Source organism: Stenotrophomonas cyclobalanopsidis (genome assembly GCF_008710035.1).
Lineage (GTDB): Bacteria > Pseudomonadota > Gammaproteobacteria > Xanthomonadales > Xanthomonadaceae > Stenotrophomonas > Stenotrophomonas cyclobalanopsidis.
In genome coordinates this window covers 1-12,066 of record NZ_VYKI01000026.1, presented here as the reverse complement: position 1 = coordinate 12,066, position 12,066 = coordinate 1, and the positions used below count along the sequence as shown (strand labels likewise).

Annotated in this window: 14 protein-coding genes, 1 tRNA gene and 1 pseudogene; 10 read left to right on the top strand and 6 right to left on the bottom strand. The window is 63.0% G+C overall.

Annotation, left to right across the window (positions count from 1 at the left end; translation table 11 throughout):
* Positions 1–50: 50 nt before the first annotated feature.
* The gene (locus FJU31_RS15865; protein ID WP_150455590.1) at positions 51–410 is read right to left on the bottom strand and encodes a roadblock/LC7 domain-containing protein; all 360 of its coding nucleotides are present in this window, start codon (positions 408–410) and stop codon (positions 51–53) included.
* An 82-nt stretch (positions 411–492) separates the two neighbouring features.
* Entirely contained in the window at positions 493–942 is a 450-nt protein-coding gene (locus FJU31_RS15860) for a roadblock/LC7 domain-containing protein (RefSeq protein ID WP_150455589.1), read from the bottom strand.
* 279 nt (positions 943–1,221) lie between these two features.
* Here FJU31_RS15860 and FJU31_RS15855 point away from each other — a divergent pair.
* A tRNA-Thr gene (locus FJU31_RS15855) sits at positions 1,222–1,297 on the top strand.
* A gap of 233 nt (positions 1,298–1,530) precedes the next feature.
* Positions 1,531–1,731: pseudogene (locus FJU31_RS19660) on the top strand (Arm DNA-binding domain-containing protein); the annotation flags it as partial.
* 293 nt (positions 1,732–2,024) lie between these two features.
* On the opposite strand, the gene FJU31_RS15845 reads toward FJU31_RS19660, so the two are convergent.
* Positions 2,025–3,512: a S1 family peptidase gene (locus FJU31_RS15845; RefSeq protein WP_150455587.1), complete on the bottom strand. Its 1,488-nt coding sequence runs from the start codon at positions 3,510–3,512 to the stop codon at positions 2,025–2,027.
* A gap of 415 nt (positions 3,513–3,927) precedes the next feature.
* Between FJU31_RS15845 and FJU31_RS15840 the strand changes: the two genes are divergently transcribed.
* The gene (locus FJU31_RS15840) at positions 3,928–4,320 is read left to right on the top strand and encodes an addiction module antidote protein (protein ID WP_150455586.1); all 393 of its coding nucleotides are present in this window, start codon (positions 3,928–3,930) and stop codon (positions 4,318–4,320) included.
* 10 nt (positions 4,321–4,330) lie between these two features.
* Here FJU31_RS15840 and FJU31_RS15835 read toward each other — a convergent pair whose 3' ends face one another.
* Complete coding sequence (locus FJU31_RS15835) at positions 4,331–4,735, bottom strand: hypothetical protein (protein ID WP_150455585.1); 405 nt, start codon at positions 4,733–4,735, stop codon at positions 4,331–4,333.
* A gap of 280 nt (positions 4,736–5,015) precedes the next feature.
* Here FJU31_RS15835 and FJU31_RS19570 point away from each other — a divergent pair, with 280 nt between their 5' ends.
* The gene (locus FJU31_RS19570; RefSeq protein ID WP_281290838.1) at positions 5,016–5,150 is read left to right on the top strand and encodes a hypothetical protein; all 135 of its coding nucleotides are present in this window, start codon (positions 5,016–5,018) and stop codon (positions 5,148–5,150) included.
* 83 nt (positions 5,151–5,233) lie between these two features.
* On the opposite strand, the gene FJU31_RS15830 is transcribed toward FJU31_RS19570, so the two are convergent.
* Positions 5,234–6,169, bottom strand: a complete 936-nt coding sequence (locus tag FJU31_RS15830) for a hypothetical protein (protein WP_150455584.1) — start codon at positions 6,167–6,169, stop codon at positions 5,234–5,236.
* Positions 6,170–6,330: 161 nt separating this feature from the next.
* Between FJU31_RS15830 and FJU31_RS19510 the strand changes: the two genes are divergently transcribed.
* From FJU31_RS19510 to FJU31_RS15805, 5 genes are all read left to right on the top strand, one after another.
* Positions 6,331–6,750, top strand: coding sequence for a hypothetical protein (locus FJU31_RS19510; RefSeq protein ID WP_246161384.1), 420 nt, complete (start codon positions 6,331–6,333; stop codon positions 6,748–6,750).
* Between the two features lie 12 nt (positions 6,751–6,762).
* The gene (locus FJU31_RS19505) at positions 6,763–7,101 is read left to right on the top strand and encodes a DUF3011 domain-containing protein (RefSeq protein ID WP_246161381.1); all 339 of its coding nucleotides are present in this window, start codon (positions 6,763–6,765) and stop codon (positions 7,099–7,101) included.
* Between the two features lie 788 nt (positions 7,102–7,889).
* The gene (gene rocF / locus FJU31_RS15815; RefSeq protein WP_150455582.1) at positions 7,890–8,810 is read left to right on the top strand and encodes an arginase; all 921 of its coding nucleotides are present in this window, start codon (positions 7,890–7,892) and stop codon (positions 8,808–8,810) included.
* Between the two features lie 153 nt (positions 8,811–8,963).
* Positions 8,964–9,101: an entericidin A/B family lipoprotein gene (locus FJU31_RS15810; RefSeq protein WP_079224917.1), complete on the top strand. Its 138-nt coding sequence runs from the start codon at positions 8,964–8,966 to the stop codon at positions 9,099–9,101.
* A 200-nt stretch (positions 9,102–9,301) separates the two neighbouring features.
* Positions 9,302–9,523, top strand: a complete 222-nt coding sequence (locus FJU31_RS15805; RefSeq protein ID WP_116863167.1) for a CsbD family protein — start codon at positions 9,302–9,304, stop codon at positions 9,521–9,523.
* 80 nt (positions 9,524–9,603) lie between these two features.
* Here FJU31_RS15805 and FJU31_RS15800 read toward each other — a convergent pair whose 3' ends face one another.
* Positions 9,604–10,416, bottom strand: a complete 813-nt coding sequence (locus FJU31_RS15800; protein WP_150455581.1) for a hypothetical protein — start codon at positions 10,414–10,416, stop codon at positions 9,604–9,606.
* Positions 10,417–10,524: 108 nt separating this feature from the next.
* Between FJU31_RS15800 and FJU31_RS15795 the strand changes: the two genes are divergently transcribed.
* Positions 10,525–11,820 carry a tryptophan--tRNA ligase gene (locus FJU31_RS15795; RefSeq protein WP_150455580.1) on the top strand — a complete coding sequence of 432 codons (1,296 nt, stop codon included), beginning with the start codon at positions 10,525–10,527 and terminating at the stop codon, positions 11,818–11,820.
* Positions 11,821–12,066 lie beyond the last annotated feature (246 nt).

Sequence of the window (12,066 nt, the reverse complement as noted above, 5' to 3'; positions counted from 1 at the left end):
AGGGGCGCGGGGCGGAGGCACTGCCAGGCAGTGCCCCCGAGGGATGCCAATCAGCTGAAGTCGAGGGACTTCTCGACCGACTTCAGTTCATGGCGGGCCATGGCCAGGTTGGATTTGCTACGGTCCAGCACCACGTACAGGAACAGCAGCGGATTGCTTTCCAGCGGACGGATAAGGTGGTACTGGCTGGACAGGGTGATCAGCACGTCTTCGATGCTGTCCGACAGGCCCAGCGACTCGGCCACGCGGCGCTTGGCGCGGACCACTTCAGTGTTGCCGGCGGCCGCCAGTTCCAGGTTGATGTTGCCGCCGCCGAGCATGGCCAAGGCCATGCCGCTATCGCTGTCGACCAGCGCAGCGCCGACGAAACCGGCGATGCCGTTGAGTTTTTCCAAAGTGAAGTTGGGCACGAAAAATCCTTTTGAGTTCCAGGGAGAAGCACACGGAAACGGCGCAGGAGGACCTGCGCAGACGAGGTCGAACAACGGGGGGTCAGTCCGTGCGGGTGTCCAGCAGCGGCATCAGCCGCTGCGCGCATTCGCGCGCGTGGAACAGCAGCACGGCCAGGTTCAATTCGGGTCGGCCAACGGCGGTCAGCGTCATCGGGCGGGCGCCAGCGATGCGGATCAGCACCACGTTGCCCATGCGCGTGCAGATGGTGGCGTAGTCGGCTTCGCTCAGTTTCAGCTCGCGGGAAACGGTCTCGCCCAGGGTCAGGAACGAGTTGGCCATGGCCGCAATGCGGCGGCCATCAGCATCCAGGCGGGACGCTTCGGCAATGGCGCGACCATCGGCGGTGGACAGCATCAACAGGCTCAAATTGCTTTCGCGCTCACGCGCCTGCGCGAACGCTGCCTCGATGGCAGCGACGTCGTACATCGAACTTGCAGCCGGCGCTTCGCCCTGCGGGCGAACCAGCTGGTGGATCGTACTGCGCTGCACGGCCATCTCCCCTGTGGACCGTCTGTGCGATCCCTGCAAAACAATAAAGTCAAGCAAATTACTGCAGAAGTGTGAAATCTAGCACGCATTGGTCTTCATTCACCGTAACGTTCGCTAAATGATTTCGACTGCCGCCTGCGTCAAGTGTTTGACGCCGCAGGCATTTCCCGATCACGTGTCCTGGCGCCGCACTCTACGAAGAACTTGTCGCAACTGGATTCGCATGCTGGACCGCGACTGGGCTAGAATTCACCGCGCCCCGCCGCATGCGGGCGCCATGCCGCTTTAGCTCAGTTGGTAGAGCAACTGTCTTGTAAACAGTAGGTCATCCGTTCGATTCGGATAAGCGGCACCATCCTCCGATCCACTGGCATCCACGGATGTCCACGGTGCACAATCAACCCGCTGAAAAAGCGGGTTTTTTTGTGCTTTATAGTCCCCGGCCGTCCATGAGCATCCGCACGGACTGGGGGTGCAATTGGGGGGTACATGGGGATTAAAGCAAGAGAGATAGGAGGATGTACTCCCAATGGCCCATAAGTCGTTGACGGATATGGCTGCAAGGAACGCGAAGGCAAGGAGAAGTCCTACAAGCTTGCGGCAGGAGCAGGGCTCTACCTGCAGGTCATGCTCAATGGGAATCGCTACTGGCGAATGCAGTGCCGCCATGCGGGTAAAGAGAAGTTGCTCTCCATCGGGGTCTACCCGAAGGTGACCTTGAAGGAGGTATGTGACAAGCGCGACGCCGCGCGCGCATTCGAGGTGATTCTTTTTCAGCAACTTCGCTGAGCTCTACGCCTCAAAATTCGCGCGAGCGTAGTCCTTCCGCTTAGATCAAGATGTAGGGCTGACGATCAAGCCGCGTCTCGCTCAGCCCCCTCCCAAGAGGGCTGGCGAGTCTATCCATGATCGGTTCCTATCAGCGTGCCTTGCAGTCCTTTGCAAGCGCTGCGTGTCACTCAGACTTCCGGCCCGGAAAGCGGCGTGTACCTGTCGGCATACAGTTGTGGGAAGGCCATAAAGCTGAACTGTGCCGCATGTCAGGGAAATGGCCGCACCTTCCTTGATTGCAGCGCTGCTTCTTAGGACGCCTGCAATGTGGGATTGGTCGCCGGCGTAGTGCAGGTGATTGTCGATTCCACCGACTCGGTCACCAGACCTGAGGCATCCTCTAGGGAAGCTCTAATTTTCGAGACCTGGGGCTCGCCGGGCTTGCTGGGTGTGCAGCTCCACGTGAAGTTGATTGGGGACGGGATGTTCTTTTCGACCTTGGCCCGGCCTCCCCTACAGATCCACCCAGTAGGGCAGGTAAGGACATCGAGGTTGATATAGACAGGGAACCTGGGGTGGCCGCTAAAGTTAATCGCTGCGGTGACACTGGCGCCTGTTCCGGATACATTTGGAATGCTATCCAATTTAAATGGCTTTGTCAGGGTGGTAACGCCAAGCGTGGACATGCGTTCAATGGGCATGAATATCAGGTCGTTGACCCATTCAGACCCCTCGACTCCTCTGCCATGTACAAGACCGTAAGCAGTGCTTCCAGCGTAGACGGGGCCGCCACTATCTCCGCCCACGGTCATCGGCGATCCATCAGCGCTAACAACCTGGACGAAGGTGCCAACCTCACCCTTCCAGTTAGCTAAAAACTCTGTCTCTTTAATGGTCCCGCATGTGAGGCCGGTCGTTACGCCGTACTTGCAGACTGATGCTCCTGAAACGGTGTCAATGAGTGACGCCTCGTCCGTGATCGGTAATGTCTCACCAGCAACAATGATCTCGTTCGACTGAGAAAATAGAACGCCGCCTCGCCGCTGAGCACCCCACTGAACATCATAGGATCCTTTGTTGCGCTCAGCCTTGAAAAGGATGCGGGCACTTGGGCTGCGCTGATAGTTGTTGTCGTCACAGTGCCCCGCAGTTGCTAGGCCAAGCTCGCGAGTTGCTGTCTCGACAACATTGAATCCTGAAGTGCAGAGCTGTTGTTGATCACCTTCAAGTCGCCGGCCGCCAGCCACTGAGCTGGTTGGTTCAATGAAGCCTACGGTCTCCTTCAACCGGATGAAGTCAACTGCGGCGAGAAGCTTGGCGATTTTGACTCGGGTCGTTTCGGGGTCACGCACGAATACGTCTACGGTCGAGCTCTTTAGATCTAAACTGATCGCGAACTCAATGCCTGCCTTGTTGAGCTGACTGGCCACCTCTTGTTGGGTGGCGCGCAGAACTTCGAGTGACCTTGGTGCGGCTTCCGCAATGTAGAGTCGGTCTTTGGTGTAGGCGGACAGCTGGGTTGAGGCATCTCCGGTGAACCTTACGACGATCTTGAATTCGGGCGTATGTTCAATGTAAAGGCCGGCAAATGTCTCCGGCCTCTCGACTTGAAGTCGTGCGCTCAGCTTGCCAGCGGCCCGCTCCGCTTCCATGCGCTGAGTCGCTTCAAACGTACCTATTTTCATCGCTTCCGCATAGTGCCGAGTTGCGGGATCCGTGGAATGGTCGTCGGCAAAGGCGGGAGACACCCCTGCGAGGATGACCGAGAGAAGTGAGATAGCTCTGCATCCAGCAATCATGGATCTTCCTTTATGTATGGCCAGCCTTCAGTCCTGACTGAACTGAAGTGAGTTGACTCTAATTCAGTTTTCCTTCGTTAAGTCGTGAGCTGCGTCCCGACTTAGCGTCGTCGGCAAGTTGACGTCCACCGGCGCTTGGGGGCGCTGCCGCAGAAGTCGGGCCGGCCGCACAGACCACAGACGCACTTCATTGGTCCGCTGGACAGGGCCAGGCGCCACCCGGCTCGAAGGTTGGCGGCTAGCCCTGATCGACGAGACGGTGTACTAGGCAGGGGGCAGGTTCGTCACGGTAGCCTGTGCAGAGGCGACAAAGACAGCCAGTCCCGAACATCGAGCGCGCTCGCATGCTGGCGAGCCGGCTCTGATTCCTGACGCTTACAGACGCAACATGAGATATCAGACAAGGCAGGCTGCCATGAAAAACGCACTGAAACTGCATGACTGGGACGCGGCTGAACACCTGCACGACGACCAGGACATCGTCCACTTCATTGAGGCCGCGCTCGAGGAGGCGCCCGACGATGCGCCCGACGATGCGGCATTCATTGCATCGGTGCTGGATGTCGTGGCACGAGCGCGCAACATTGCTGATCTCGCGCGCACTACCGGCATCGCCCGCGAGACCTTGTACAAGATACTGCGTGGTCAAGAAAACCCCACCATGGGCAATCTGAGCAAGCTGGCCAAGTCGCTGGGGTTTCGATTGAGCCTTGTGCCGATCGATGGCAACGGCAAGCCAGCCAAGCCCAAACCGAAACCCAAACCTGCCCGCAAAGCAGGCAAGCCGACGGCAAAGAACGTCGCCTGAGTTGCAGGGCTCACCCCGCCCGCGACTGCAACGCCACGTACTCGGCCAGGCCCCGGCAAGCCAGCATCAACCCTTCGCGCGAGCCGTCGCCGATATCGTCTTTCTCCTCGCCATCCACGCGCACGCGTTCAGTGGCGTGGTAAAGCTCCAGCAGCGACACCAAGCCTGTGGCGGCGCGATCCCGGCGTGCGTTGGCGACGGCCTCGCCGGGTGTGCGGACCGGACCAGGCCATGGCTGTCCGTCGGCCGTATCGCCGGCCGCAATCTGCTGCAGGCAGCTGCGCAGGGTGATGGGGGAGGGCGCTTCGTTCGCGGCGGCGAAGGCGGCTTCCAGCGGCTGGGCCAGTTCGGGCGGCAGGCGGGTGATGGCCTCGCCGAGCGTGGCGGCCAGATACGGGTGGCGGGATTTGGACATGCGGGCATCCTCGGCAGGAACGGAGGCGCCACCAGCGAAGGTGGCGAGCGATGCGTGGCTTCCAAGACCGAGTCAATGAGCCGGCGGGTACAGGACCCCCACGCACCGCCCGCCATAACGCCGCAGACGGATTGCCAGCCGGCGTCGCCCACGAAGGAGCGACGCCGGCCGACAAGCGTAAACATCATTGACACGGCGGGCTTGGAAGTCCCGGCCATCCTTTATCGATGGCGATTCATCTTGGGCACGCCAAGTCGTGACGCACCAATCAATTGTTCTGATGAATCCGCCGTTCCCGAAAGGAAAAATGAATTATCGCGATTGGCCTGTTCTGCCTGTCGGAGCGGCAAAAACGACAATGCGCGCAGGCGAATTCGAGGTGCGCTGGCGCAATCAACTACATCGCGACGCTTGAAGCCAAGCCCCGCATGCACTGCAAAGCTGGCTTAACAGCCGCGCCAAGCCATGCAAACCCCCAGTGCGGTGCCAAGCAGAGCGTTACCGCTGGCCGGTATCGCCCGGCACCAGATGTCGCCACGGGAACACGTTCTTCTCGAAATGGCTGACGTAGCCACCCATGCCCGCCTGGATGACCATGAACTGCAGACGCGGCTTAATCGCCTGCAGCGCCTGCAACTGCGCCGGCGACAGCGCGCTGTTACGCAGACGGAAGCTGTGCACCGGTGCGAAAGCGTCACTGGCGAACAGACGCTCGTAGGCGGCGAACGGCGTCACCGCATCGGCCTCGCGGGCATCGGCCCAGGTGAACTGCAGTTCGGTGGACTCGCTGAAATCCAGCAGGCCCAGTGCAGGCAGGTTGCGCGATGCAGCCATATGTTCGATGAAGCACTGGGTGTCACTGCCCGGACCGATCTGCAGAATGTTCAGATGCGGCAGCGGCACCTCGAAGAAGCTGGCATCGGGCGCGTTGGGCACCATCAGTTCGGTCAGATACGGCGCACGGCTGGCGAAGCGGGCAATTTCGCCAGCCTCTTCCATGATCGAGCCAGCGCGCTGGATCAGTGAGGCATTGTGGTGCTCCGGTGCGGTGGGGGTAATCACCAGGGAACGCAGGCGAGGGAACTGCACGTCGCTGTCCAGCAGGGCAGTGAACTCCCATTCGCGGGTGCCATTTGCGCCTTCATCGCCGCCGGTGAAGCGCAACGACATGACAGCGTGGGCTACGGCAGGATCAGACAGGCAGGCCAGCGTCCACTCGAACGGCGCGTCCCAGGGGTTGCCGAAAAATTCCACGTGCAGGCCGCCGTACAGCGGCGCGACGGTCAGCCGCGTCTGCAGTGCCGACCACAGCGGCCCGGCGGGGTCGGTGATGTCCAGGTCGTACTCGTCGGCCATCTCCAGGCTGAAAGCGTGGATGCGCTGCTGCAGTTCCAGCAGCGACTGCTGGGCACGTTCGAAGTCAGGTGCGGCCATGGCGGGTAACCGGTCATCCGTGGGTGAGTCGGGATGATAGCTCCGGCCCTGCAGGTTCGGCAGCGCCGTGCCCGTCTTCATGACCCTCCTCACGATCTGCCCTCCCGGTGAGGTCGCATACTGTCGCCATCCTCCCGTCCGGGCCACTTCGGGAATCGATCATGCGCCGCCACGCTGTTTCCGTTGCCGCTGCACTGCTGTGCTCCGCCTTCGCGGCCCCGGCCATGGCCGCCGTGCCGTTCTTCAACGCCAGCTGCCCTGGCGGCCTGGATGTCCACGCCGACGAGGGCGGGACGGTATACGTGCAGGGGCGGGAGGCGGCGCTGAAGCGCTTCAACGACCGCTATTTTGAAGCACGCGATGCGCAGAGCGGGGTGACCCTGTCGATCACCACCGGTGACGACGGCGCGCCGCAGATCAGCTACACCGGCCGCGGCGGCGCCAATGGCATCTGCCAGGTCAGCGGCGGCGGCGCGTCCGTGGCAGGCGAGCGACATGATCGCCGCGACCATGATGACAGTGACGATGAAGGTGCGGCGCTGCCGCGCGAAGTCACCTGCGAGTCTACCGACCAGCGCTAGGTGTCGTGCGAGATGGACACGCGCGGCAACGTGGAAGTCGCCCGCCAGCTCAGCCGCACCCGCTGCGAGCAGGGCCAGAACTGGGGCCTGTCACGGCATTCGGTGTGGGTGAATGGCGGCTGCCGCGCGGTGTTCCGCAATACTTCGCGCGCTGCGTACTCCGCGCCCAGCGGCGGCACTGCACTAGGGTCCTGCAACACACGCAAGGGCGCACAGGGCACGCTGGTGACCCAGGTACCGGTAGGCAGCGACTACCAGGAACTGATCATCGATTACCCCGATGGACGGTTCCTGTGCATGCTGCGCAACAACGGTGAAGTGCAGAGCGTGACCCCGGTGCGCCGCCGCTGAGCGCCGGACCGCCCCGGCACGGTGTGCCGGGGCCTGTGGCCGATGGTGGCGGCGCGGCAATGCTATTGCTGTTCTACGGGATCGCTACCCTTTTTGTAGGTATACCCGGTGACGCTCCACCCGCCGCCATGACCGGACGACGGTGCGATCCACGTAAATTCCCACGACTGTACGGACCCATCGGGGAGTATGTTTTCCACTCTATAGATCTCACCCGGAACACCCTCGGTAGGCAGTTTCCCCGGGATCGAGTCATTGGAGCTTGCAGATACCCGACCTACTGACATGACACTGTGCTCGACGTGCACCGTGCCATGGCCAAGCGGTGCGAATGCAGGGCGGACATTCTGAGTCACCCACTCAAGGACGTGCCGTGCGTCAGCGCTCTGCTTGGAAAACTCCTCGGACACTACGGTATGGGTGATGCGCGGTGAGGCTGCCATTGCAACGCTGGGGACAATCGTCGCGAGGGCAATTGTCAGCGTTACGAGCCCATTGATCCTGCACTTCATCAGCACTGCTTCTCCGGTTCTGCATGAAAGAAAGGTGCACCGATACTCAGAGTGCCAATGCAGAGTTGTGCCGCGAAAGAAAATGAACAAGAGGCGATCGCGACTCACATGTTAGTTCGGTCAACAGAGTCCGGATCTCGCATGCCCAGAGTGGGCTTGTCTGACCCCAGATTCCATTTCGGTTGGCAGATCATCCGGCTCCCTGCTGCACCGCCGCGAGTGGTGTCACATCCCTCTGGCTAGACTGTGCTTCTTTTTCGTCTGCAGGAGGCACCCATGGCCCACCCCATTTCCGTCACCCTGATCGGCGTGCCCACCGACGTGGGCGCGGGCCATCGTGGTGCGCGGCTTGGCCCGGAAGCCCTGCGCGTGGCCGGCCTGCCGGAGGCGCTGGCGGCGCGCGGCGTGGACGTGCGCGACCTGGGCAACCTGGATGGCCCGCGCAACCCGTGGACCTCGCCGGTGCAGGGTTACCGCCACCTGGACGAGGTGGTGGCCTGGAACCGAGCGCTGATGGACGCCAGCTACGCTGAACTGCAGGCCGGGCGCATGCCGATCATGCTGGGCGGCGACCATTGCCTGGGCATCGGTTCGATCACCGCCGTCGCCCGCTGGTGCCGCGAACAGGGCAAGACCCTGCGCGTGCTGTGGCTGGATGCGCATTCGGATTTCAACACCAGCGATGTTACCCCGTCGGGCAACATCCACGGCATGCCGGTGGCCTGCCTGTGCGGCCTCGGCCCGGACGCGCTGACCCAGCTGGGCGGCAGCAGCCCGGCCATCACCCCGGCGCAGATGCACCAGATCGGCATCCGTTCGGTGGACCCGGACGAGAAGCGCCTGATCAAGACCCACAAGGTCGATGTCTACGACATGCGCTACATCGACGAGAACGGCATGAAGCGCGCCGTGGAAGCGGCGCTGGCCGGCATCGACGGGAACACGCACCTGCACGTCAGCTTCGACGTGGACTTCCTCGACCCGAGCATCGCCCCGGGCGTGGGCACCACGGTGCCGGGCGGGGTGAACTACCGCGAGGCGCAGCTGGTGATGGAGATGATTGCCGACAGCGGCCGCATGGGCTCGTTGGACATCGTTGAACTGAACCCGCTGCTGGACACGCAGAACGCGACCGCCGAGCTGGCCGTGGACCTGGTGGAGAGCCTGTTCGGCAAGTCCACGCTGATGCGCGACTGAGGCCGGCACGCCCGCGGGCTGAATGGTTCCGACCCCTGTTCACACTCGCTGCACGCGGCAGACGCCAGATTGCACGTCACGCAAGGCCATTCCACTGTGGGAGTGGCCAAGCGCGATGAAAACCATGTAGTGGCGAACCCCAGGAGAAAACCCATGAAGCGTGTAGTTGCCCTGATGCTGTTGTCGATGTTCTCGGTGGCCATGCTGGCTGGCTGCAATACCGTTGCCGGCGCCGGCAAGGATGTGCAGAAGGCTGGCCAGTCGGTTGAGGATGCCGCCAAGGGCAACTGAGCCCGGGGTGGTGCCCAATCAAAGAGGCCGGGGCACTGTCCCGGCCTTTTTCTTTTCACATTCCGCGCAGACAAGCTCGTCGGTAGTGAATCATTCAAGCAGGTGAGCATGCTTTTCATTGCGGGTTGACTGGTGTTCAACGCGGAGTGCGCCAAGCTGCAGCCACGGTAAGAACGCCGTTGCAACCGAGGACTCCAGCAATGAACAAAGACATCATTTCCGGCAAGTGGTCGCAGCTGAAGGGCAAGGCCCAGGCCAAGTGGGGCGATCTGACCAACGACGATTTCGATGTGGCCGAAGGCAACGCCGAGTACCTGTCAGGTCGCCTGCAGGAACGCTACGGCTGGGCCAAGGACCGCGCTGAGAAGGAAGTGAGCGAGTTCTCCGACAGCGTCCGCAAGGATTACCCGGACTTCAAGTAAGTCCGTCGCGCTCCCCCCACAGCGCGCCCACCATAGCCCGACGCCCGTACCGTGATGGTGCGGGCGTCGTGCTGTCTGCCTCAGCGTGCTGGCGGGTCGGGCACGTAGCGGTTGGGGAAGGCCTGCGGTTCGCGCGGCAGGCGCGAGCGCGTATCCGGCACGACGCCGCGTGCGCGCAGGTTGCGTGCGCTGTCGTAGCGCAGTTCCTGCACCTGGGCGGGGCTGCGGCTGGCGCGCTCGAACGCGGTATCACGCACCTGCGAGGTCTCGCGATCGCCATGACCGGTGCCCAGTGCCGGGGCCTGCGACGTGGCGGCATAGCCTTCGGCACGGCTGGCGCTGCTGTCAGTGGCCGCTTCGGCTACAGGGGCCGCGGGCGCCGGTGGCGGCAACTGCCGCAGGCGCGGTTCCGGGCGGGGCTGCGGGCGCCAGCGGTACATCTCGTTGAACACCGCGATGCCGATCACCCCGACGTTGTCCGGCCGCCCGGTGCGGCTGGCATAGCTGCCGCCGGGGCTGCTGAACACGAACTGGGCCACCTCGTCCCGGCTCTTGCGCCAGCCGGTGATGTCTGTGGTCTGGCCGGGGTTGAGTACGTAGCCGGTCTGCGAGGGATTGGCGTCTTCGCCGGAAATGGCATTGATGCCGTCCACCGACAGCACCACCAGCACGCGGCGCGGGCTGTCGTTGTGCAGGCGCACCGCATAGCGATGGCCGCGCTCGCCGGCCACCCAGCGCTGGCCGTCGGCGGGGTAGCTGCGCAGTTCGGTGCCGCGGTCGCGGTCGACCAGGGTCATCCGCACCGGCCCGTCCGGGGAGGGCGGCGGCGGCAGCGGGGCCGGGCGGAAGCCGGCCAGGGGCAGGATCAGCAGCAGGGGCAGCAGGCGTTTCATCGGGCGTCTCCAGCGGGGTTGGGTGAACAAACGCGCCGCAGGCCCTGACGGGGTTGGTCGCGGGCACGGTAAACTGGCCCCGTTCATCGAAGGTTACCCCACGCAGTCATGACGACCCGAGTTCTTACCGGCATCACCCCCTCCGGCACGCCCCACCTGGGCAACTACGTTGGCGCCATCCGTCCGGCCATCGCGGCCAGCCGCGCACCGGACATCGAGAGTTTCTTCTTCCTGGCCGACCTGCACAGCCTGATCAAATCGCAGGACCCGCAGCGCACGCAGCGCGCGACGCTGGAGATTGCGGCCAGCTGGCTGGCCTGCGGCCTCGACCCGGAACATGTGTGGTTCTACCGCCAGAGCGACATCCGCGAGACCACCGAGCTGATGTGGTTCCTTACCGCCATCGCCAGCAAGGGCATTCTCAACCGTGCCCACGCTTACAAGGCGGCGGTCGACAAGAACCGGGAAGAGGGCGTGGACGAAGACGCAGGCGTCAGCGCCGGCCTGTTCATGTACCCGGTGCTGATGGCTGCCGACATCCTCATCTTCAAGGCCAACCAGGTGCCGGTGGGCCGCGACCAGATCCAGCACATCGAGATGGCGCGCGATTTCGCCCAGCGTTTCAACCACGTGTACGGGCAGGAGTATTTCCCGCTGCCGGAGGTGGTCATCGACGAGCAGGTGGCGACGCTGGCCGGCCTGGACGGCCGCAAGATGAGCAAGAGCTACCACAACACCATCCCGCTGTTCGTGCCGCGCGAGGAGCTGAAAAAGCTGGTGTTCTCGATCCTGACCGATTCGCGCGCGCCGGGCGAACCGAAGGACACCGAAGGCTCGGCGCTGTTCCAGATGTACCAGGCCTTCGCCACCCCGGAACAGACTGCCGAATTCGCCAAGGCCTTCGCCGCCGGCATCAGCTGGGGCGATGCCAAGCAGCAGCTGTTCGAGCGCATCGACGACGAGCTGTCGCCGCTGCGCGAGCGCTACAACGCGCTGATGGCCGAGCCGGAAAAGATCGAAGCGCTGCTCAAGCGCCGTGGCCAGCAGCTGCGCGAGCAGCTGGCAGCCCCGCTGCTGGAAGAACTGCGCCATGCGGTGGGCCTGCGTGACTTGTCCAGCGCCGGCGACATCGCCAGCGAGGATGCCCGCGTCGCGCGTGCGGCACCGCCGCTGTTCAAGCAGTACCGCGAGAGGGACGGCCGCTTCTACTTCAAGCTGACCGCCGGCGACGGCACGCTGCTCATCCAGAGCGAAGGCTTCGATTCGCCGCGCGATGCCGGCCAGCTGATCGCCGTGATCAAGCAGGCCGAGCAGGGCGACCAGCTGCAGAGCGAGCTGTTCAAGCTGGAAGCTGAGGTCGATGCCGTGCTGGCCGCGTTGGCGGTGCTGCGCGAAGCGGCCTGACCTGTTTGCTCCTGTAGAGCCGAGCCACGCTCGGCTTTGCTTTGCCTTTGTAGAGCCGAGCCCACGCTCGGCTTTGCTTTGCCTTTGTAGAGCCGAGCCCACGCTCGGCTTTGCTTTGTCTTTGTAGATACCGTGTTGTCCTTGCCTAGGCAAGGACGACTTCAGGCTCAAACGGTCGGCCGCTTTTCAGTACTCCCCAGACCAGGTGTATGAGCTTGCGCATCAGCGCACAGATGATGACCTTGA